The sequence below is a fragment of the Inquilinus sp. genome, from assembly GCF_057815775.1.
In genome coordinates this window covers 1-20,600 of sequence record NZ_JBYRFX010000108.1, presented here as the reverse complement: position 1 = coordinate 20,600, position 20,600 = coordinate 1, and the positions used below count along the sequence as shown (strand labels likewise).

The window sequence follows — 20,600 nt, the reverse complement described above, 5'->3', positions numbered from 1 at the left end:
CCCTTACCGCACCTTCTCGGGCTTGTAGTAATCCGGCGCCCAGCCCTTGCCGGTCCAGCGCATCAGCCGGTCGCCATCGACCAGCAGGTCGCGCTTGCCGTCGCTATAGCTCGGTGCCAGCGCCAGCTGGTGGGATTTGCCGTCGGCGACCGGCGACAGCGACTGGGTGCCTTCCGACAGGATCTCCCACGGGCAGCCATTGGCGTCGCAATGCTTGGCGTCGTTCCAGAACACGATGACGTCGGGCGCCAGCTGCGCCGGCTTCTCGTCCAGCGCGGTCTCGGCCACCTGGAACGGCGCGTTGCGCCAGTCGATCACCGCCGGCGCCACCATCGGCGCGTAGCGGGCCTCGAGCAGCGGGATCAGCCGGTCGGGGATCGGGTCGAGCCAGCTCAGGGCCGGCGGCGGCGTGGCCGGGGTCGGCGCGCTCGGCGTCGCGGTCGCAGTGTCGGGGGTGCTGTCCGGCTGGTTCGTGTTGGCCGGCGGCGCGGCGGCGGGCGTCGCAGCCGGGACCAGCGCGGTCGGGGTGGCGGCGACGCTGCGGCCGCCGCTGGCGAGATGGGCCACGGTCTCCACCGTCAGGCCGTTCTGGCTCTGCAGCCCGGCCCGGTCCTGATAGTCCTTCAGCGCCGCCAGGCTGCGCTGGCCCAGCACGCCGTCGGCCTGGCCCACCCGGTAGCCCAGCGCCGTCAGGCTGCCTTGCACCGCCCCGATCTCGGCCCGGTCATATTCGATCTGGGCGGAATCATACATGTAGGTGCCGGGGATGGCGGGGGCGCCCTGGCAGTTCTTCGGCAGGGCGTTCTTCGCCTCGATCGCGGCGCCGCGGCCGTCGAAGCGGATCGCCAGGGTGGCGCCGCTGTTGCTGGTCCAGTTCAGCGTGTCGCCATCCGGCTTGGCGGTGCCGGCCATCAGGCACACCGCATTGCGGGTCGACCGGTGCAGCAGGAAGGCGAAATTGCCGTCCTGTGCCGGCTCGACCAGCAGCCGGATCGGCGCATTGCCGCCGGCAACATAGGTGCCGGGCTCGATCGTGGCGGCGACGGCGGTGCCGACCCATCCGGCCGTTGTGGCCAGGCAGGCCAAAGCCAGGGTCGCTACGGCGGGGGTTGGGCGCATCCGGAAAGCTCCAGTTTCATCTCGGTCGCACACGAAACGTATACGGTGCAGATCGGGTTCCGATTCCGCGCGGGTGACGGCGGCAGCGCGATCGGTTAAACCGCGACGTCCCGATGGAAGATGCAGCAATGTCCGAGACTCGAATCGTCAAGCCCCAGCCGATCAGCGGCTTCCCCGAATGGCTGCCGGAGGAGAAGCTGGTCGAGGATCATATCCTGCGCATCATTCGCGAGGAGTATGAGCGCTACGGCTTCACCCCGATCGAGACCTCGGCGGTGGAACGGCGCGAGATCCTGACCGCCAAGGGCATCGTCGAGAAGGAGATCTACGCCCTGTCCCGGCTGGCGGCCGGGGAGGGCGAGGACCCGTCGACCGACATGGCGCTGCATTTCGACCTGACGGTGCCGACTGCGCGCTACGTCGCCCAGAACTCGGCCCGGCTGACCTTCCCGTTCCGGCGCTACCAGATCCAGAAGGTCTGGCGCGGCGAGCGGCCGCAGGCCGGGCGGTTCCGCGAATTCTACCAAGCGGACATCGACGTCATCGGCAACGGCACGCTGGGCCTCTTGAACGACGCCGAGATCCCCTGCGTCATCAACGCCATCTTCGCCCGCATCGGCATCGGCGAATTCCTGATCCGCATCAACAACCGCAAGCTGCTGCAGGGCTATCTGCTCGACCAGGGGCTGACGGCCGAGGGTGTCGGCGCGGCGCTGAAGGTGATCGACGCGATCGAGAAGGTCAGCCGCGAGCGCACGTTGAACGACCTCACCACCCATGCCGGCATCGATGCGGCGACGGCGGAGCGGATCATCGCCCTGGTCACCCGGCCGGTGACGATCGACGATCTGCGCGCGATCGACGGCGGCGCGCTGTACCGCGAGGGGCTGGACGAACTCGGCCAGGTCGCCGACGGCCTCGCCGCCTTCCAGGTGCCGGCGCATCGCTGGCGCATCGACCTCGCCATCGTCCGCGGCCTCGATTACTACACCGGCACGGTCTACGAGACCCAGCTGGTGGCGAATCCGGAGGTCGGCAGCATCTGCTCCGGCGGCCGCTACGAGGATTTGGCCAGCAACTACACCAAGCAGAAGCTGCCGGGCGTCGGCATCTCGATCGGCGTCACCCGGCTGCTGTCGCGCCTGCTCGATGCCGGGCTGCTCAAGACCGGCGCCGCCACCCCGGCCAAGGTGCTGGTGACGGTGATGGATCGGGCCCAGCTGCCCTATTACCTCGGCCTGGCCACGGCCCTGCGCGCCGGCGACATCGCCACCGAGCTGTTCACCGAAGGCAAGAAGGTCGGCGACCAGCTGAAATACGCCGACAAGAAGGGCTTCCGCCTGGCCGTGATCGCCGGTGAGACCGAGATCGCCGTCGGGTCCGCGGTGCTGAAGAACCTCGCCACCGGCGAACAGGCGACCCACCCGCAGGCCGACCTGGTCGCGGCCGTGCAGGCGGCCCTGGCGGGGTAGCCATGGAACTGCCGGCCGCCCTGCGGAGCGCGGTCGACCGGGCGCTTGAAGGCGTCGCCCTGGCCGACCTCTCCGCGGCCGTGGCCCGGCTGTCGCAGCGCTACCGGGCGGAACTGCGCGACGGCCGGTTCCATGTCGATGGCGACCTCGCCGTCCGCGCCTATCTGGCGACCCGGCTGCCGGCGACCTATGCCGCGATCCGCGCCTGCCTCGACGCCGTCGCCGACCTCCGCCCGGATTTCGCGCCCGCCCGCCTGCTCGACGCCGGCGCCGGGCCGGGCACCGGGTTCTGGGCGGCGGCCGAGGCCTGGCCGGACCTCGCCGGCGCCACCCTGCTGGAGGGCAGCGCCGCCTTCCGCGACTGGGGCGTGCGACTGGCCGATGGCATCACCCTGCCGCCGGTCGATTGGCGCGCCGCCGACCTGGCCCGGGCGCTGCCGGATTTGCCGGCGCATGACCTCGTCATCCTGTCCTATGTGCTGGACGAGCTGGCGCCCGACCGCCGCGCCGCGCTGGTCGACGGGCTGTGGGCGGCCACCGCCGATGTGCTGCTGCTGGTCGAACCCGGCACCCCCGCCGGCTGGCGCCGCATCCTCGACGCCCGCAGCCGGCTGATCGAATCTGGCGGCCATGTCGTGGCGCCATGCCCGCATGACCGGGCCTGCCCGCTGGTCGAGCCCGACTGGTGCCATTTCGCCCAGCGCGTCGCCCGCTCCCGCATCCACCGCCAGGCCAAGGGCGGCGAGGTGCCGTGGGAGGACGAGAAATTCGCCTATGTCGCGGTGTCGCGCCGCCCGGGGGCGCCGATCGCCGGCCGTGTCATCACCCCGCCGCGCGGCGCCGGGTCGCGCATCGACCTCAGGCTGTGCACGCCGGACGGCGTGGCCGAGCGCATTGTGACCAAGCGCGACGGCGCCCTACTGAAGACGGCACGGCGGCTGAAATGGGGCGACGCGCTCGGCCCCGGCGCGTAGCCTGGGGTCGCCGCTGCGGTGACCGGCAGCGGAAAAGGACATTCATTTGCGCATCGCCATGCTGGCGCCGATCTCCTGGCGCACGCCGCCGCGCCATTACGGACCGTGGGAGCTGGTGACCAGCCTGCTGACCGAGGCGCTGGTGGCGCGCGGCATCGACGTCACGCTGTTCGCCACCCGCGACAGCCTGACGGAGGGCACGCTGGCCGGCGTTTGCCCGGCGCCCTATTCCGAAGACCCCAGCATCGACGCCAAGGTTTGGGAGATGCTGCACGTCGCCCATGTGTTCGAACGGGCGGGCGAGTTCGACCTGATCCACAACCAGGCCGATTTCGTGCCGCTGGCCTTCTCAAAGCTGGTAGCGACGCCTGTCGTGACCACGATCCACGGCTTCTCCTCCGACCGAATCCTGCCGGCGTTCAAGGCCTATCAGGACCGGGTGCATTACGTCGCCATCAGCGACGCCGACCGCAGCCCGGATCTGCGCTATGCCGCGACCATCCATCACGGCATTCCGCTGCAGGATTTGCCGTTCGATCCCAGGGGCAGCGACGATCTGCTGTTCTTCGGCCGCATCCATCCGGACAAGGGCGCGGCGGAGGCGATCGCCGCGGCCCGCCGGGCGGGGCGGCGGTTGGTGATGGCCGGCATCGTCCAGGACCAGGGCTATCACGACAGGGAGGTCGCGCCCGCGCTCGACGGCCGGTCCGTGGTCTATCGCGGCCCGCTGGGCGGGGCGGACCGCACCGGCGCGCTGGGCGCCGCGCGGGCCCTGCTGCACTTGGTCAAGTTCGACGAACCGTTCGGCCTGTCGGTGGTCGAGGCGCTGGCCTGCGGCACGCCGGTCATCGCCAGCAACCGCGGTTCGATGCCCGAGCTGATCGACCATGGCGTGACCGGCTTCCTGGTCGGCAGCGTCGACGAGGCGGTGGCCGCGATCGGCCGGATCGGCGAGATCGACCGCGCCGCCTGCCGTGCGGCTGTGGCTTCCCGCTTCACCGTCGACCACATGGCCGACCGCTACCTCGCGCTGTACCGGTCGATCCTGGGGTGAGCGGCAGACCGGAGGACTGTTGGGTTCGAAAGAGTGCGAACCCAACCTACGGGCTATGAACTCTTTTAACTGTCATTGCCGGGCTTGACCCGGCAATCCAGAAGATGTCGACAGTCTCTGGATGCCCGGATCAAGTCCGGGCATGACAGTCGTGGGGGATGGGGCCGGTTCTACCTCAGTCCGCCTCCACCACCGAGGCATGATTGCGCAGCTCGTCGATGAAGACGCGGCTGTTCTCGGTGTAGTCGATCGGCACGCTGACCAGGTGGACGCCGCCCTGGGTGAAGGCCTTCTCCAGCGTCGGCGCCAGCTCGTCCGCCGCGCCGATCTTCCAGCCGGTGGCGCCATAGGCCTGGGCGTAGGTCACGAAATCCGGGTTGCCGAAGGTCAGGCCCCAATCGGCAAAACCCTGGGCCTCCTGCTTCCAGCGGATCATGCCGTAGGCGTTGTCGACCAGGATCACCACGACCAGGTTCAGCTTCAGCCGGATCGCCGTTTCCAGCTCCTGCGAATTCATCATGAAGCCGCCGTCGCCGCACACCGCCAGCACCCGGCGGTCCGGGTGCAGCATCGCCGCCGCCATGGCCGAGGGCAGGCCGGCGCCCATGGTCGCCAGCGCGTTGTCCAGCAGGATGGTGTTGGCGACATGGGTGCGGTAGCTGCGGGCGAACCAGATCTTGTACATGCCGTTGTCGAGGGCGACGATGCCGTCATCCGGCATCACTTGGCGCACGTCGTGGACGATGCGCTGCGGCAGCAGCGGAAACTTGTCGCTCGTCCCGTCGGCCGAGACATGCTCCAGGATGCTGCGGCGCAGTCCGGCCACCGCCTCGGCCGCGGTCGGGTGCGTGCCGCCGGCGCTGTCGGCGATCCGGGTCAGGGCGTCGCCGATGTCGCCGACCACCTCATGGTCCGGGAAATACACCTCGGCGATGTCGGCCGGCAGATAGCCGACATGGATCACCTTCTGGCCCGCCTGCTCCATGATGAAGGGCGGCTTCTCGACCACGTCGTGGCCGATCGCCAGGATCAGGTCGGCCTTGGTCACGGCATCGTGCAGATAGTCGCCCTCGGACAGGGCGGCGGTGCCGATATACAGGCCGGAATTGCCGGTGACGGCGCCCTTGCCCATCTGGGTGTTGAAGAACGGGATGCCCATCCGGTGCACGAAGTCCGACAGGGCCGGGACCAGGTGGTGCCGGTTGCCGGCCGCGCCGATCATCACCAGCGGGCGCTTGGCATTGCGCAGCATCTCGGCCGCGGTGGCGACCGCCGCGTCGCTGGCGACAGGCACCTGCACCGGGTGCAGCGCCACCGGCTGCAGCCCCTCCGGCGCCGGGGCCGCGGCGATATCCTCCGGCAGCTCCAGATGCACCGGGCCCGGCCGCTCCTCCTGCGCGATGCGGAAGGCGTTGCGCACCAGGGTCGGGATGGCCGCGGTGCTGACGATCTGGCGCGAGAACTTGGTTAGCGGCCGCATGGTGGCGACGATGTCGACGATCTGGAACTGCGCCTGGCGGCTTTTCAGGATCGGCTTCTGGCCGGTGATCATCACCATCGGCATGGCGCCCAGCAGGGCATAGGCGGCGCCGGTGGTCAGGTTCAGGGCGCCGGGCCCCAGCGTGGTCAGGCAGACACCGGCCTTGCCGGTCAGCCGGCCATAGGTCGCGGCCATGAAGGCGGCCGATTGTTCGTGGCGGGTGACGACCAGCTGGATGCCGAAGCGGCGCAGCGATTCGACGATGTCGAGGTTCTCCTCGCCCGGCACGCCGAAGACGCGATCCACACCCTCATTGACCAGGGCGTCGACCAGCAGGTCGGATCCGGTCGGCTGCGCAGCCATGTCGTACCTCTTTCATAAAAGCGGAGCGATGTCGGTGTGAGGATAGGCCGGTCGGCGCGCCGATGACATGACCTCGCTGCAGGGCAGGGGGCCGTGATGCGCACGGGCGGCATGGCGAGGCTGGCCATCGCCACCTATGGTGGCCATTGGCCAGCATTGACCCCGCTTTGCCGAAGGTATTTCCTCCGCCCATGCAGGATGGGATCGCGATGCAAGACGGATTGCCGCCGGACTGGGACAGCAGGACGATCGCCGCCCGGCACCGGCCGGGGCTGGAGGCGCTGGCCCTCTGGCTGGTCGAAGCGACGCGGCAGCCGGCGTCGGTCAAATCCATGTTCCCCGGCTTCTGCCAGCGGGTGGTGGAAACCATCGTGCCGGTCTGGCGTGTCAATCTCGGGCTCGAGGTGCTGCACCCAGAGATCAGCGGCACCATGCTGGTCTGGACCGACGACAGTTTCGAGTTCCGCGAGCGGGAACGGCACCAGATCCTGCAGAGTCCGAGCTATCTCAACAGCCCGACCAAGATCGTCGACGACACCGAGCGGGCGTGGCGCCGGCGGCTCGATGTCGACACCCCCGGGATGCCGCTGATGGCGGAACTGCGCGACCTCGGCAGCACCGATTTCTTCATCACGCCGCTGCCCTTCCTCGACACCAGCCGCACCCGGGTGCTGTCCTTCGCCACGCGGCAGCCGGGTGGGTTCGACGATGACGACCTGACGGCGCTCGACACCGCCGCCCGGCTGTTCAGCCCTTATGCCGAACGCCAGGTGTGGAAGCGGATCGCGCTCGACCTGCTCGACACCTATGTCGGCGCCCGCACCAGCCAGCGCATCGTCGAAGGCCAGGTCGAACGCGGCCAGGTCGACTGGATCGAAGCGGCGATCTGGCTGGCCGACATGCGCGCCTTCACCCGGCGCAGCGAGGTCCATGCCATCCGCGACGTGGTGGCGATGCTGAACGACTGGTTCGGCGACATGGCCGTGGCGATCGAGGCTGAGGGCGGCGAGATCCTGAAATTCATCGGCGATGCCGTGCTGGCGATCTTCCCGGTGACGCCGGAGATCGACCGCGGCGCCGCCTGCGCCGCCGCCCTGGCCGCGGCGGAAGCCTTCTGCACCAGGGCCGACGCGGCCAATGCCGAACGCGGGCTGGTGGGGCCGGACGCAGTCGATTTCGGCGTCGGCCTGCATCTCGGCGAGATTGCCTACGGCAATATCGGTGCCGCCCGGCGGCTGGACTTCACCGTGATCGGCCCGGCGGTGAACCGCGCCAGCCGGCTGGAGGAGCTGACCAAGACCCTGCACCGCCGGGTGCTGGTGTCCGAACCCTTCCGCGACGCCTGCGGCCGGCCGCTGGTCGACCTTGGCCAACACGTGCTGCGCGACGTCGAAGGCACCCACCGGATTTTTGGGATCGGATAGAGCGGCACTGCTACGCCCAAGCCCTTTTTGGTGTCATTGCCCGGCTTGCCCTCGGATCAAGTCCAAGGGAGGCAGTCCAGGGGCCACGGAGAGCGCCCCCTGCCGCCCCTGGATGCCACGGTCAAGTCGTGGCATGACAATAGAGAGGGGTGGGTATCCAAACCTCTCGCATCCTTCCAGCCTCTCCCTCTTCAACAGCGACAGGGCCATCATGAAAGCCGTGGTCTTCGAACAGTTCGGCCAGATGCCGTCGGTGCAGACCGGGCCCGACCCGGCGCCGGCGCCGGGTGGCGTCGTGGTGAAGGTCGAGGCGACCGGGCTGTGCCGCAGCGACTGGCATGGCTGGATGGGGCACGATTCCGACATCGTGCTGCCGCATGTGCCGGGGCATGAGCTGGCCGGCACCATCGTCGCGGTCGGGCCGCAGGTCAGTCGCTGGCGCACCGGCCAGCGCGTCACCGTGCCCTTCGTGGCCGGCTGCGGCCATTGCCCGGAATGCGCCAGCGGCAACCAGCAGGTCTGCGAGCGGCAGTTCCAGCCCGGCTTCACCGCCTGGGGCTCCTTCGCCGAATATGTCGCGCTCGATTTCGCCGATACCAATCTGGTGGCACTGCCGGACGAGATCGATTCAGCGACGGCGGCCAGCCTGGGCTGCCGCTTCGCCACCTCGTTCCGCGCCATCGTCGACCAGGGGCGGACCAAGGCGGGCGACTGGGTCGCGGTGCATGGCTGCGGCGGTGTCGGCCTGTCGGCGATCATGATCGCCAGCGCCGTCGGCGCCAATGTCGTGGCGGTCGATTTGACGGAGCAGAAACTGGACCTTGCCCGGCAGCTCGGCGCGGTGGCGACGGTCAACGCCACCGACACCCCGGATGTCGCCGCCGCGATCCGCGACCTGACTGGCGGTGGGGGCCATGTCTCGGTCGACGCGCTCGGCCACCCCGCCACCTGCGTGAATTCGATCCGGTCCCTGCGCCGCCGCGGCCGCCACATCCAGGTCGGGCTGATGCTGGGCGACCACGCCCGGCCGCCAATGCCGATGGACCGGGTGATCGCCTATGAGCTGGAGATCCTGGGCAGCCACGGCATGCAGGCGTTCCGCTACCAGGCGATGCTCGACATGATCGGCACGGGCAAGCTGGCCCCGCAGCTTCTGATCGGCAGCCGCATCGGCCTCGACGACGCGCCGCTGGCCCTGACCCAGATGGACCGCTTCGACGGCACCGGCATCGCCGTCGTCACGCGGTTCTGAGGGCGGGCCTTTCGCGCGAAGGTCCTTTTTCCACTGTCATTGCCGGGCTTGACCCGGCAATCCAGAGAATGTCGACAGTCTCTGGATGCCCGGATCAAGTCCGGGCATGACAGCAAGGGTAGGCCGAGCCCAGTCCTTAAAGCTTCCCCGCGCCGAGGATCAGGCGCAGGCCGAGGCCGCCCATGACGGTGCCGGCGGCGCGGTCGAACCAGCGCTTCCAGCGCAGATAGGCGGCGCGCGGCCGGTCGGAGGAGAAGGCGAGGGCGACGATCGAGTACCAGCCGGCCTCGATCGTGAAGATCGCCGGCAGCAGCACCGCGAAGGTCCAGGCCGGCACATGCGCCGGCAGGAAGGCGGCGAAGATGCTGCCATAGACGATCGCCGTCTTCGGGTTGCTCAGCTGCGTCACCGCTGCCATGGTGAAGGACCGGCGGACGCTCCGCGGCCGGCCCTCCGCCGCCTGTGCCACCGTGATCGGCCTGGCCGCGGTGCGCCACAGGCCGATGGCGAGCCACAGGAGGTACAGCCCGCCCAGCACCTTCAGCGTCATGAACAGCCATTCGACCTGGGACAGCAGGGCCTGCAGGCCGAACAGCCCGAGCCCGCCATAGACCAGGCCGCCGACGCCCATGCCCAGCGCCGCGGACACGCCGTCGCGGCGCGACAGGGCGATGGCGGTGCGGGTGACGAAGACGAAGCTGGGACCCGGGCTGGCGGCGCCGATGACGATGGCGCCGAGGATGCTGAGCAGGGGGACGGTGATGTCCATGATGTCTCTCCGGAGCTGCCGGCCTCAGGCCGCGCTTTCGATCTCTTCGCCGGCACCGTGATCGGTGTGCAGGCAATGGGCGTGGCTGTGGTCTGCCAGCACTTCGATCACCCGGCAATGGCCGATGGTGCCGTGCCTGCATTGCTCGACCATGCGCTCCAGCTCGATCTTCAGCGCCTCCAGCCGGGCGATGCGGTTCTGCACCTCCACCAGCTGCTCCTGCGCGATGCGGTCGGCGGTGGCGCAAGGCTGGTGCGGGTCGTCGGCCAGGGTCAGCAGCTGGCGGATGGCGTCCAGCGGGAAGCCCAGCTCGCGGCTGTGGCGGATGAAGGCCAGGCGGTCGCTGTGGGCCGGACCGTAGATGCGCTGGTTGCCCAGCGTCCGCGCCGCCTCCGGCATCAGCCCGATCTGCTCGTAATAGCGGATGGTCTGGACCTTGCAGCCGGTGCGGCGGGCCAGCTCGCCGATCGGCACGGCGTCTCCACGCGCGGACATGAATTTTCCTCTTGAAGCTCTAGTCGCTGTAGCTCCCATCTTCCCCTGCGACGGTGATTTCGGCAAGGGAGTGCGTCGCCATGGCGATGTCAGCCACGAAGGACGGACAGAAGGCAGACGGCCGGAAGGCGGGCGGGCAGACGCTGCGCTACCGCGTCGACGGCATGGATTGCCCGAGCTGCGTCGGCAAGCTGGAGACGGCGCTGGGCCGGATCCAGGGTGTCAGCGGCGTCGAGGTGAACTTCGCCACCGGCCTGCTGGCCTTCGGCGCGGACGGGTCCGCCGCCGATGGCCATGCGGTGCAAGACAAGATCCGCGCCCTCGGCTTCACCCCGACCGCGATCGACGACACCGCCAAGGCGCCGGCCGCGGCCGAGGCCAAGTCGTGGTGGCAGGAACGCAAGGCCCGGCTGGTCGGCTTCACCGGCCTGCTGCTGGCCGCCGCCTTCGTCGCCTCCACCATGTTTCCGGCCGAGGCCGAATGGGCCTATGTCGCGGCGGCGCTGATCGGGCTGGTGCCGGTGGTCCGCCGCGCCGCCACGCTGGTCCGCTCCGGCTCGCCCTTCAGCATCGAAACGCTGATGGCGGTCGCCGCCATCGGCGCGATCGCCATCGGTGCTGCCTCGGAAGCCGCCGTCGTGGTGTTCCTGTTCGCCGTCGGCGAGCTGCTGGAGACGGTGGCCGCCGGCCGCGCCCGGCAGGGCATCAAGGCGCTGGTGTCGCTGGTGCCGCGCACGGCCCAGCGGGAGAGCAATGGCGTGCTCGCCGCCGTGCCGGTCGACGACCTCCGCATCGGCGACATCGTGCTGGTGCGCCCGGGCGACCGGGTGCCGGCCGACGGCACCATCACCGACGGCGCCTCCGACCTCGACGAATCCCCGATCACCGGCGAATCCGTGCCCGTGGCCAAGGCGGCGGGCGATGCAGCCTATGCCGGCAGCATCAATGCCGGCGGCGTGCTGCGGCTGCAGGTGACGCGCGGCGCGGCGGACAACACCATCGCCCGCATCATCCACATGGTCGAGGCGGCGCAGTCCAGCAAGGCGCCGACCGCCCGCTTCATCGACCGGTTCAGCGCCTGGTACACCCCGGCGGCGATGGCGGTGGCGGCGCTGGTCATTCTGGTGCCGCCGCTGGCCTTCGGCGGCGACTGGTCGGTCTGGGCCTATCGCGGCCTGTCGCTGCTGCTGATCGCCTGCCCCTGCGCCCAGGTGCAGTCGACCCCTGCCGCCATCGCCTCGGCCATCGCCGCCGGCACCCGCCGCGGCCTGCTGATCAAGGGCGGTGCGGCGCTGGAGATGCTGGGCAAGGTCAAAGCCGTGGCCTTCGACAAGACCGGCACGCTGACCCGCGGCCGGCCCGAGGTGACCGACATCGTCGCCCTGGACGGCACCGAAACCGATCTGCTCGCCCAGGCCGCCGCGGTCGAATCCGGCTCCAGCCATCCGCTGGCCCGCGCCATCCTCGACGCCGCTGCGGTGCGGGGCCTGGCCGTGCCTGTGGTGACCGAGGCCGGCGCCGTGCCGGGCAAGGCGGTGCTGGGCCGGGTCGGCGGCGCGCTGCTGGCGGTGGGGTCGCCGCGCTATGCCGCCGAGCGCGGGCCGCTGCCGGTCGACCTGGCCGGGCGCATCGCCGCGTTGGAAGGACAGGGCAAGACCGTCGTGGTGCTGCTGGCCGCCGGCCGGCCGCGCGGCGTAATCGCTTTGCGTGACGAGCCGCGCGAGGATGCGATGGCGGCCATCGCGGCGCTGCGCCGGGCTGGCGTGCGCCCGGTGATGCTGACCGGCGACAACCGCCGCACCGGCGACGCCATCGCCAGCGCGCTCGGCATCGCGGTCGAGGCCGAGCTGCTGCCGGACGACAAGCTGGCGGCGATCGGCCGGCTGAAATCGGCCGGGCCGGTGGCGATGGTCGGTGACGGCATCAACGACGCCCCGGCGCTGGCCGCCGCCTCGGTCGGCATCGCCATGGGTGGCGGCACCGACGTGGCGCTGGAAACGGCGGATGCGGCGCTGCTGAACAACCGCGTCACCGGCGTGGCCGAGCTGATCGGCCTGTCGCGCGCCACCCTGGCCAACATCCACCAGAACATCGCCTTCGCCCTCGGGCTGAAGGGGCTGTTCCTGATGACCACGGTGCTGGGCGCGACCTCGCTGTGGATGGCGATCCTGGCCGACACCGGCGCCACCGTGCTGGTGACGCTGAACGCACTCCGGCTGCTGCGCCTGCTGCCGGCGGTGAAGGGTGCCGTGGTGAAGGCGGAGCATGCCCACGATCATGCGCACGGCCATGACCATGGCCACGATCACGCCCATGGGCACGATCACGCCCCGGCGCCGGTCGCGGCCGCCGAGGCGGATGATTGCTGCGCCCATGGCGCCTGCAAGCCGGCCACCCGTGCCGCCGTGCCGGCCGGCGACAGCGTGGCCTGCCGCGTCTGCCGCGCCGTGAACCAGGCCGCCGCCCGCTTCTGCAACCAATGCGGCCAGGCGATCCAGCCGGGCTGAGACCTTACTGCGCCGCGGCCGGCGGGCCGGCGCCATCGGTCTCGGCCGAGGACGGCACCGGGTCGCGGACGATGATGACGTAGCCGACCGCCGCGACCAGGGCGACGGCGGCGCCGACCAGCAGGGCGGCGGTGAACGACCCGGTGCCCTGCAGGATGAAGCCGGTCACCATCGGCGCCAGGGCACCGCCGATATAGCCGCCGAAATTCTGCACGGCGCCGAGCGAGGCGGTGCAATGCGCCGGCGCCGCCACCGGCGCCATCGCCCAGGCCGAGGTCGAGGCGATGTAGAGCAGGAACAGCGAGATCGAGATGGCGATGACGGCGACGGTGATGCTGGGCGTCAGCGCCGCCAGGGTGGTGAAGCCCGCGGTCGCCACCATCGCCCCGGCCATCGGGTATTTGCGGGAGTTCATCGGCGACATGCCGCGCGTCACCAGCCAGTCGTTCAGCCGGCCGCCCAGGATGCTGCCGACCACGCCGAACAGGAACGGGATGGCCGCGACGATGCCGGTGTTGGCGATGCTCAAATGCCGGTCCTGCTCCAGGTACACCGGCAGCCAGGAGTTGTAGACCCAGGTGACGTAGATCACGCCGAAGAAGCCGAAGATCATGCCCCAGGTGGTGCGGAAGCCGAACAGCCGCTTCCACTCCACCCAGGTGACGCTGGCGCCCTGCGGGGCGGTGTCGCCCTCGGTCAAATACTGCCGCTCCTCCTCGGTCAGCGCCACCTCGCTCGGGTTGCGGTGCAGCGCGTAGAACGCGACGGCGACGATCAGGCCGAAGATGCCCATGATCGCGAACATCCAGCGCCAGCCGAAGGTCAGCATCAGGAAGGTCAGGATCGGCGCCGACAGCGCGGTGCCGAGGGTGGAGGAACAGTTCCAGATCCCGGTGGCGGTGCCGCGCAGCCGCACGTTGAACCAGTCGCGCACGATGCGGGCGCTGGTCGGGAATTGCGGCGCCTCGCCCAGGCCCAGCACCATGCGGATGCCGAAGAACTGGGTGAAGTTCTGCACCAGGCCGCCGCCCACCTGGGCCAGCGACCACAGCCCCAGGCTCAGCGCCAGCATCAGCCGCGGCCCCAGCCGGTCGACCAGCGCCCCGGCCGGCAGCTGGGCGAAGGCATAGGCCCACAGGAAGGCGGACAGCAGCAGCCCCATCTCGGCGGGCGAGAAGCCCAGATCATGGCTGATCAGGGGGTTGGCGACGGCCAGCGTCGCCCGGTCGATGTAGTTGACGACACCGCTGAGCACCAGCAGCGCCAGCGCGGTGTATTGGACGGTCTTGGTGCGGGCCGATCTCGGGAGAGCCGCCATGCCTCGTTTCCTCCGCCATCGTCTTTGCGACTGTTGAGTCGAAGCTTGGGACGGGAAAAAACGAATTGCCAGACAAATCGATGGGGCTGGGGTCCTAGGGGAGGGCGTGGGTACAAGCGTTGCACACCGATTGCCGTGGATGTCAAACCGGGTGCTGGTGACGCTGAAACGCCCGGATGCCGGAGCCGAAGCCGGCGGCGATGGCGACCGGGATCAGGGGAGGTCATTCAAATGGCCGGACAGTCACGCCCAAATCCGACATGATGCTGTCGAATTCCCCTCCGATATTCCGTTTCGGTATTTTTGACGGGCCCAGCCAGGAGATTTCAGATGGTCGCTGTCAACACCTCATCATTGTTTTCGTTCAGCGGGGACATTCCGACGAGTCAATATGCGGATGTCGAAATAACGTCGAGTGGATTGATTGGAGTTTCCGAGGATACATCGCGAAGTATTTATATATTTGATAAAGATGGGAATGCAATTTTTGAAAGATTAGGTTCTGAAGATCCTGATTTTGAACATGGACTCACATATTCGAATCTAAGCTTTTCAGACGGAGGAAGATATATTTCCTATTTTTCGAGACTATACATAAATACACTAGACGACCATAGAGAACAATTGGATGTTAATATCTTTGATACACTAACTGGAGAAAATAAAGTCATATTTTTTGACCAAATTGGAGCGGTGGGGGTGTTCGAGAATATCTGGACAACCACACACTTGTCGAGCGATGGAACTTCTTTGTTGGCCTGTAGCGACTCCGATGTGTTCGATGGCTTTGTACCCGGACGCTATGACATCTATCTGCAGGATTTAAGACTGGGCACGCTTGCCCGAATCTCGGTGGACAGTAACGAGCATGCCGCCAATGCATCGTCCTTTCTGAGCGATCAAACGGAAGACAATCGCTTTGCCCTGTTCGAAAGCAAGGCGACCAACCTGGTGGCCGGGGACACGAACGGCGTTTCCGATCTGTTCCTCCGCGACGTCACGCTGGGCACGACAATCAGGATTTCCGTGGCCACCGGCGGTGGCCAGGCCAATGGCGCATCATCATCCGGCTTGATATCGGATGATGGCCGCTTCGTCGCCTTCGAAAGCCTTGCCACCAACCTTGTGTCGGGCGACGCCAACGGCGCCATGGACATCTTTCTGCGCGACACGGCGCTGGGGACGACAACCCTGGTGTCGGTCGCCATGAATGGAGGGGCGGGGAACGGCCAGTCGACCATTCTCGGGATGTCCGGCGAGGGGCGTTTCGTCACGTTCCTGAGCGATGCGAGCAATCTGGTCGCCGGCGACAGCAACGGAGCCGGTGACCTCTTCCTGCGGGATACGGTGCTGGGCACGACGACCCTGATATCGGTCGCCGCGGATGGCGGGCCGGCGAATGGCGGGTCGTCCAACGCTTCGACCTCGGCCGACGGACGCTACATCGTCTTCCAGAGCGATGCCAGCAACCTGGTCGCCGGCGACACCAACGGGCACACCGATATCTTCCTGCGCGACACCTGGACCGGCGGGACCATCCGGCTGTCCGTGGCAACAGACGGGAGCGAGGGGAACGGGAACTCGCGGAATCCGACGATCAGCCCCGATGGCCTGACCGTCACCTTCTACAGCGATGCATCCAATTTGGTGCCGGGCGACACGAACGGTCAGACCAACTTCTTCAAGATTTCGCTGGTCGCGACCCAAGGGGCCGATTTGCTGTTCGGGTCCTCCGGAGCGGACGTCTTGCAGGGCGCCGGCGGCGACGACATCTTGATCGGCGGCGCCGGAGCGGATCGGCTGGAGGGCAATGGTGGTATCGATACCGCCAACTACGACACCAGCACCGCCGCCGTGACTGTCAATCTCTGGCCTGGTGTCGGGACCGGCGGCGACGCCCAGGCGACACGCTGATCGGCATCGAGAACCTGACCGGCTCGGCCTTCGACGACACGCTGAACGGTGACAACAATGCCAATGTCCTGATCGGCGGCGGCGGGAACGATCAGCTCTTCGGCAGTGGCGGCGACGATGTGCTCCAGGGCGGGGCCGGAGCCGACACGCTGGATGGTGGGGTCGGCAACGATACCGCCAGCTATGCCGGCAGCAGCGCCGCGGTGACGGTCAGCCTGACCAGCCACACCGGCAGCGGCGACGATGCGCAGGGCGACACGCTGACCGGGATCGAGAATTTGATCGGCTCGGCGTTCAACGACTATCTCTATGGCGATGCCGGGGCCAACCGGCTGATCGGCGGTGCCGGGGCCGACTACTTGGATGGCCGCGACGGCATCGACATCGCGGATTATTCAGCCTCTTCCGCCGGGGTCACGGCCAGCCTGACCGGCACCAGCCATGGCGGCGATGCCGAGGGCGACCGGCTGGTCAACATCGAGAACATCACCGGCTCGGCCTTCGCCGACAGCCTGACCGGCGATGCCGGCGCTAACAGCCTGTGGGGCGGTGCCGGCGGCGATGTCCTCCGCGGCGGCGCCGGGGCAGACCATCTCGACGGCGGCGCCGGCAACGACACCATCAGCTATTCCGAAAGCAGCGTCGCGGTCACCATCAACCTCGCCACCGGCGCGGCGACCGGCGGCAACGCCCAGGGCGACGTCTTTGTCAGCATCGAGAACGTCAATGGCAGCCTCGGCAGCGACAGCCTGACCGGGGATGCCGGTGCCAACATCCTGCAGGGCCTGGCCGGCAACGACACCCTCCGCGGCGGGGCCGGCGCCGACCGGCTGATCGGCGGCGACGGCATCGACACTGTCACCTACACCGACAGCTTAGCCGGCGTGACCGTCAGCCTGACCAGCCGGGCCGGGTCGGGCGGCGATGCCCAGGGCGACTACATCGAGGCCGAGAATGTCAACGGCTCGAACTTCAGCGACGGGCTGTACGGCGACGCCGGGGCCAATGTGCTGAACGGCTGGGCCGGCAAGGACGTGTTGCAGGGCGGCGGCGGGGCCGATCGCTTCGTGTTCTCCGCCGCCAGCCACACCGCCGCCGGCGCCAATGCCGACCGCATCACCGACTTCAGCCACGCCCAGGGCGACCGCATCGACCTGTCGGCGATCGACGCCCGCAGCAACGCCGCCGGCGACCAAGCCTTCCACTTCATCGGCAGCGCCGCCTACAGCTTCACCGCCGGCGAGTTGCACTACGCCTTCTCCGGCAGCACCACGATCATCGGCGGCGACATCAACGGCGACGGCGTCTCCGACTTCAACATTGTCCTCACCGGCAACATCGCCCTCGTCGCCGCAGACTTCGTGCTGTGAGAGCCATATGTCCATGGTGGTGACGGGGCGATTGCGGTGACTCTCGCTCTGCCATCCACACGGCGTCCCTGGGCGCGATCCGCGATCCGCGACCGCGACGCCGCCGCCACACGGGAATTCGAACTCGCCTCCGACCGGCTCTGCCGCGGCCCGCGCCACGGAGAAGACGGAGCGCCGCAACACGGTGGCGCGCGTGGTCGCCCACTCGATCTGCGCCGACCAGAACCTCGACTTCCGGACCGCCGCCCATCTCGCCCACGGGATGTGGGAGCAGCTGGCGGAGAGGGAGATCGACGAGGCCAAGGCGCGCAAGCCGCCCCGGCGCTATGCCAACGAGGGCTACCTGCCGGACGAAGCGGACGATGTCGACGAGTGGGCCCCATGAGGGCCCGGACAAGGGCCGCTACTGGTATCGCAAGCGCAGCCGGAAATTCCCGGACATCATCACCGGCTGGTATGACATGGCCAGCGGTGGCGACACCGACCCGATCGAAGGCCTGCCCTGGAACCTGCCGCCCGATCCGGGGTGAGTGCAGCCTCCCCCAACCTGTCATGCCCGGACTTGATCCGGGCATCCAGAGACTGCCGACATTCTCTGGATTGCCGGGTCAAGCCCGGCAATGACAGATGGAGGGGGGTGATTTCGCCCGACCACCGGAACCTGGATGGTTTCGCCTCTACCGCCCCGCGGAAGGGGCCGGAGGCGCTTGTGCAAAAGGTCTCTCCGCACCCCCGAAGTCGTCATTCCCGCGAAAGCGGGAATCTCTTGCAGATCGAACCGCTGAGAGATCCCCGCTTTCGCGGGGATGACGAATTGAGGGGTCTGAGCAGATTGCCACGCGGGGTGGACTCTGCCCCAGCCCCCATCCCTCAATCCAACCCGTCGAACGGCGCCCGCCAAGCGTCGATCCGGTTCAGGCGGTCGTGCCAGGCCAGGATGTGGCGGAAGCCGCCGACCGGCAGCAGGGCCGGTTCGGCGAAGGGCAGGGCGGATGCCACCCGGAAATCGGCATAGGTCGGGCGGTCGCCGACCAGCCAGGTGCTGTCGGCCAGGATGTCGTCGAGAATCCCGGCATAGCGCCGGAAGCCAGACTCGGCCTCGGCCAGCGCCGCCGCATCGGCCGGCCGATCCATGAACTGCGGCCGGATGATGTTCTCGAAATAGAAGGTGCCGCCGGCCGGGATGAAGTGATGGGCGCTCCAGCTCGCCCACATCGTCACCTCCGCCTGGCGGTCGGCCGGCCAGAAGCCGGGGTCGCACAGGGCCGCCAGCCGGCAGGCGATGGCATCCGTCTCCCACAGGGTGCGGTCGGCCTCGACCAGCACCGGCACCAGGGTGTTCGGGTTGATCGCCCGGAAGGCCTCCTTGTCCGATCCCATCGGGCTGGTGCGGATGTAGTCGACCGGGGCGTCCAGGTGGCGGGCCACCGCGACGGCGACCCGGGGATTGAGGTTGCGGGAGTAGTACAGCTTCATGATGCGGCCTCGCTGTCCTGCATGGGGAATGCAAATGGTCGACGGTGTGCGGCGAAATCGACAGCCTCGGGAAAAAAATCGGCATGGCTTGACAGCCCGGGTCCGCTCGCGCTCTGATCGCGATGTTCCGAGGGGAGCTCCGGTAAGGGGCTGAGACACCACACCGTCTGCGACGTGGGAACCCTTCGAACCTGATCCGGGTCGTGCCGGCGTAGGGAATGGAACCACATGCGCGCTCAGCCGCTATTTTTCCAGATTTCCGTCCATGGCACGGCCTCGCCCATCGTGATCGAGGAGGCCGTCGATGCCCAAGGATGTCATCCCAACCACCGTCACCACAGGCGCCATGCCGGGGTCGCGCAAGGTCCATGTGCCGGGCGAACGGCACCCCGACCTGCGCGTCGCCATGCGCGAGATCGTGCTGGCGCCCGAAGCCGGCGAGCCGCCGGTCCGCGTCTATGATTCGTCCGGCCCCTACACCGACCCGGCCGCGCTGATCGATATCGGCGCCGGCCTGCCGTCGATCCGCGCCGGCTGGATCGCCGCCCGCGGCGATGTCGAGGCCTATGACGGCCGCGTTGTGCGGCCGGAGGATGACGGGCGGCGCGAGGGCGAGGCCGCCAACCTGTTCGAGTTCCACCGCGGCGAACGGCGCACGCTGCGGGCCAAGGGCGGCACCGCGGTGACGCAGATGGCCTATGCCCGCGCCGGCATCGTCACGCCCGAGATGGAGTATGTCGCGATCCGCGAGAATCTCGGCCGCGAGAAGCTGGCCGAGGCGGCGGCGCAGGATGGCGAGAGCTTCGGCGCCGCGATCCCGGACTATGTCACGCCGGAATTCGTGCGCGACGAGATCGCCCGCGGCCGCGCCATCATCCCCAGCAACATCAACCACCCGGAATCCGAGCCGATGATCATCGGCCGAAACTTCCTGGTGAAGATCAACGCCAACATCGGCAACTCCGCCGTCACCTCCTCGATCGCGGAGGAGGTGGAGAAGATGGTGTGGGCGATCCGCTGGGGCGCCGACAACGTCATGGATTTGTCGACCGGCCGCAACATCCACACCACGCGGGAATGGATCCTGCGCAACTCCCCGGTGCCGATCGGCACCGTGCCGATCTACCAGGCGCTGGAGAAGGTCAACGGCGTGGCCGAGGACCTGACCTGGGAGATCTTCCGCGACACGCTGATCGAGCAGGCGGAGCAGGGGGTTGACTACTTCACCATCCATGCCGGGGTGCGGCTGGCCTATATCCCGCTGACGGCGAAGCGGGTCACCGGCATCGTCAGCCGCGGCGGCTCGATCATGGCGAAGTGGTGCCTGTCGCATCACCGCGAGAGCTTCCTGTACACCCATTTCCGCGAGATCTGCGCGATCATGCGGGCCTATGACGTCGCCTTCTCGCTCGGCGATGGCCTGCGCCCAGGCTCGATCGCCGACGCCAACGACGCCGCCCAGTTCGCCGAGCTGGACACGCTGGGCGAGCTGACCCAGATCGCGTGGGAGCACGACGTCCAGGTCATGATCGAAGGCCCCGGCCATGTGCCGATGCACAAGATCAAGGCCAACATGGACAAGCAGCTGGCCGTCTGCGGCGAAGCGCCGTTCT

Annotated in this window: 18 protein-coding genes, 1 pseudogene and 1 riboswitch; of the genes and pseudogenes, 13 read left to right on the top strand and 6 right to left on the bottom strand. The window is 68.4% G+C overall.

What is annotated here, in order from left to right; genetic code table 11:
• Nucleotides 1-3: 3 nt before the first annotated feature.
• Entirely contained in the window at nt 4-1,119 is a 1,116-nt protein-coding gene (locus AC3XYG_RS04005; protein WP_489138519.1) for a peptidoglycan-binding domain-containing protein, read from the bottom strand.
• Nucleotides 1,120-1,247: 128 nt separating this feature from the next.
• Here AC3XYG_RS04005 and hisS point away from each other — a divergent pair, with 128 nt between their 5' ends.
• From hisS to AC3XYG_RS03990, 3 genes are read left to right on the top strand one after another with little or no spacing between them, the layout of a single operon-like run.
• Complete coding sequence (gene hisS / locus AC3XYG_RS04000; RefSeq protein ID WP_489138518.1) at nt 1,248-2,591, top strand: histidine--tRNA ligase; 1,344 nt, start codon at nt 1,248-1,250, stop codon at nt 2,589-2,591.
• Nucleotides 2,592-2,593: 2 nt separating this feature from the next.
• A complete protein-coding gene (locus AC3XYG_RS03995) occupies nt 2,594-3,565 on the top strand; it encodes a small ribosomal subunit Rsm22 family protein (RefSeq protein ID WP_489138517.1) in 972 nt (323 codons plus the stop codon).
• A 46-nt stretch (nt 3,566-3,611) separates the two neighbouring features.
• Nucleotides 3,612-4,619 (top strand): glycosyltransferase family 4 protein, encoded by a 1,008-nt coding sequence (locus AC3XYG_RS03990; protein ID WP_489138516.1) that lies wholly within the window; start codon nt 3,612-3,614, stop codon nt 4,617-4,619.
• A gap of 175 nt (nt 4,620-4,794) precedes the next feature.
• Here AC3XYG_RS03990 and AC3XYG_RS03985 read toward each other — a convergent pair whose 3' ends face one another.
• Nucleotides 4,795-6,462, bottom strand: a complete 1,668-nt coding sequence (locus AC3XYG_RS03985) for an acetolactate synthase large subunit (RefSeq protein WP_489138515.1) — start codon at nt 6,460-6,462, stop codon at nt 4,795-4,797.
• A 209-nt stretch (nt 6,463-6,671) separates the two neighbouring features.
• Here AC3XYG_RS03985 and AC3XYG_RS03980 point away from each other — a divergent pair, with 209 nt between their 5' ends.
• Nucleotides 6,672-7,886 (top strand): adenylate/guanylate cyclase domain-containing protein, encoded by a 1,215-nt coding sequence (locus tag AC3XYG_RS03980; protein WP_489138514.1) that lies wholly within the window; start codon nt 6,672-6,674, stop codon nt 7,884-7,886.
• Between the two features lie 211 nt (nt 7,887-8,097).
• A complete protein-coding gene (locus tag AC3XYG_RS03975; RefSeq protein ID WP_489138513.1) occupies nt 8,098-9,138 on the top strand; it encodes a zinc-dependent alcohol dehydrogenase family protein in 1,041 nt (346 codons plus the stop codon).
• 136 nt (nt 9,139-9,274) lie between these two features.
• On the opposite strand, the gene AC3XYG_RS03970 is transcribed toward AC3XYG_RS03975, so the two are convergent.
• Nucleotides 9,275-9,907, bottom strand: a complete 633-nt coding sequence (locus AC3XYG_RS03970; protein ID WP_489138512.1) for a LysE family translocator — start codon at nt 9,905-9,907, stop codon at nt 9,275-9,277.
• 24 nt (nt 9,908-9,931) lie between these two features.
• A complete protein-coding gene (locus tag AC3XYG_RS03965) occupies nt 9,932-10,402 on the bottom strand; it encodes a MerR family transcriptional regulator (protein WP_489138511.1) in 471 nt (156 codons plus the stop codon).
• Nucleotides 10,403-10,482: 80 nt separating this feature from the next.
• Here AC3XYG_RS03965 and AC3XYG_RS03960 point away from each other — a divergent pair, with 80 nt between their 5' ends.
• Nucleotides 10,483-12,909, top strand: a complete 2,427-nt coding sequence (locus tag AC3XYG_RS03960) for a heavy metal translocating P-type ATPase (protein ID WP_489138510.1) — start codon at nt 10,483-10,485, stop codon at nt 12,907-12,909.
• A 4-nt stretch (nt 12,910-12,913) separates the two neighbouring features.
• Here AC3XYG_RS03960 and AC3XYG_RS03955 read toward each other — a convergent pair whose 3' ends face one another.
• Nucleotides 12,914-14,227 carry an MFS transporter gene (locus AC3XYG_RS03955; protein ID WP_489138509.1) on the bottom strand — a complete coding sequence of 438 codons (1,314 nt, stop codon included), beginning with the start codon at nt 14,225-14,227 and terminating at the stop codon, nt 12,914-12,916.
• A 151-nt stretch (nt 14,228-14,378) separates the two neighbouring features.
• Here AC3XYG_RS03955 and AC3XYG_RS03950 point away from each other — a divergent pair, with 151 nt between their 5' ends.
• The 6 genes and pseudogenes from AC3XYG_RS03950 (at nt 14,379) to AC3XYG_RS03925 (ending at nt 18,041) form a co-directional block, all read left to right on the top strand.
• On the top strand, nt 14,379-14,534 hold the full coding sequence (locus AC3XYG_RS03950) for a hypothetical protein (protein WP_489138508.1): 156 nt from the start codon (nt 14,379-14,381) through the stop codon (nt 14,532-14,534).
• Between the two features lie 23 nt (nt 14,535-14,557).
• The gene (locus tag AC3XYG_RS03945; protein WP_489138507.1) at nt 14,558-16,141 is read left to right on the top strand and encodes a hypothetical protein; all 1,584 of its coding nucleotides are present in this window, start codon (nt 14,558-14,560) and stop codon (nt 16,139-16,141) included.
• Nucleotides 16,096-16,194 (top strand): annotated as a pseudogene (locus AC3XYG_RS03940) (hypothetical protein); the annotation flags it as partial. The gene AC3XYG_RS03945 and the pseudogene AC3XYG_RS03940, both read left to right, overlap by 46 nt.
• 66 nt (nt 16,195-16,260) lie before the next feature.
• A complete protein-coding gene (locus AC3XYG_RS03935) occupies nt 16,261-17,511 on the top strand; it encodes a calcium-binding protein (RefSeq protein ID WP_489138506.1) in 1,251 nt (416 codons plus the stop codon).
• Nucleotides 17,512-17,704: 193 nt separating this feature from the next.
• Nucleotides 17,705-17,896 carry a hypothetical protein gene (locus tag AC3XYG_RS03930; protein WP_489138505.1) on the top strand — a complete coding sequence of 64 codons (192 nt, stop codon included), beginning with the start codon at nt 17,705-17,707 and terminating at the stop codon, nt 17,894-17,896.
• Nucleotides 17,874-18,041, top strand: coding sequence for a hypothetical protein (locus AC3XYG_RS03925; protein ID WP_489138504.1), 168 nt, complete (start codon nt 17,874-17,876; stop codon nt 18,039-18,041). The genes AC3XYG_RS03930 and AC3XYG_RS03925 overlap by 23 nt, the downstream gene beginning before the upstream one ends.
• A gap of 340 nt (nt 18,042-18,381) precedes the next feature.
• Here the strand turns inward: AC3XYG_RS03925 and AC3XYG_RS03920 are convergent, their stop codons facing one another.
• The gene (locus AC3XYG_RS03920) at nt 18,382-18,987 is read right to left on the bottom strand and encodes a glutathione S-transferase family protein (protein WP_489138503.1); all 606 of its coding nucleotides are present in this window, start codon (nt 18,985-18,987) and stop codon (nt 18,382-18,384) included.
• A gap of 120 nt (nt 18,988-19,107) precedes the next feature.
• A riboswitch (TPP riboswitch) is annotated at nt 19,108-19,223 on the top strand.
• 68 nt (nt 19,224-19,291) lie between these two features.
• Here AC3XYG_RS03920 and thiC point away from each other — a divergent pair.
• The coding region (gene thiC / locus AC3XYG_RS03915) for a phosphomethylpyrimidine synthase ThiC (RefSeq protein WP_489138502.1) at nt 19,292-20,600 on the top strand (1,309 nt) is incomplete at its 3' end.

What these genes read in the sequence shown, in the direction of transcription:
- AC3XYG_RS04005 (WP_489138519.1), bottom strand. Translation starts at nt 1,119, where the DNA reads ATGCGCCCAACCCCCGCCGTAGCGACCCTGGCTTTGGCCTGCCTGGCC.
- AC3XYG_RS03995 (WP_489138517.1), top strand. Translation starts at nt 2,594, where the DNA reads ATGGAACTGCCGGCCGCCCTGCGGAGCGCGGTCGACCGGGCGCTTGAA.
- hisS (WP_489138518.1), top strand. Translation starts at nt 1,248, where the DNA reads ATGTCCGAGACTCGAATCGTCAAGCCCCAGCCGATCAGCGGCTTCCCC.
- AC3XYG_RS03945 (WP_489138507.1), top strand. Translation starts at nt 14,558, where the DNA reads ATGGTCGCTGTCAACACCTCATCATTGTTTTCGTTCAGCGGGGACATT.
- AC3XYG_RS03965 (WP_489138511.1), bottom strand. Translation starts at nt 10,402, where the DNA reads ATGTCCGCGCGTGGAGACGCCGTGCCGATCGGCGAGCTGGCCCGCCGC.
- AC3XYG_RS03920 (WP_489138503.1), bottom strand. Translation starts at nt 18,987, where the DNA reads ATGAAGCTGTACTACTCCCGCAACCTCAATCCCCGGGTCGCCGTCGCG.
- AC3XYG_RS03980 (WP_489138514.1), top strand. Translation starts at nt 6,672, where the DNA reads ATGCAAGACGGATTGCCGCCGGACTGGGACAGCAGGACGATCGCCGCC.
- AC3XYG_RS03985 (WP_489138515.1), bottom strand. Translation starts at nt 6,462, where the DNA reads ATGGCTGCGCAGCCGACCGGATCCGACCTGCTGGTCGACGCCCTGGTC.
- AC3XYG_RS03960 (WP_489138510.1), top strand. Translation starts at nt 10,483, where the DNA reads ATGGCGATGTCAGCCACGAAGGACGGACAGAAGGCAGACGGCCGGAAG.
- AC3XYG_RS03970 (WP_489138512.1), bottom strand. Translation starts at nt 9,907, where the DNA reads ATGGACATCACCGTCCCCCTGCTCAGCATCCTCGGCGCCATCGTCATC.
- AC3XYG_RS03955 (WP_489138509.1), bottom strand. Translation starts at nt 14,227, where the DNA reads ATGGCGGCTCTCCCGAGATCGGCCCGCACCAAGACCGTCCAATACACC.
- AC3XYG_RS03925 (WP_489138504.1), top strand. Translation starts at nt 17,874, where the DNA reads ATGTCGACGAGTGGGCCCCATGAGGGCCCGGACAAGGGCCGCTACTGG.
- AC3XYG_RS03975 (WP_489138513.1), top strand. Translation starts at nt 8,098, where the DNA reads ATGAAAGCCGTGGTCTTCGAACAGTTCGGCCAGATGCCGTCGGTGCAG.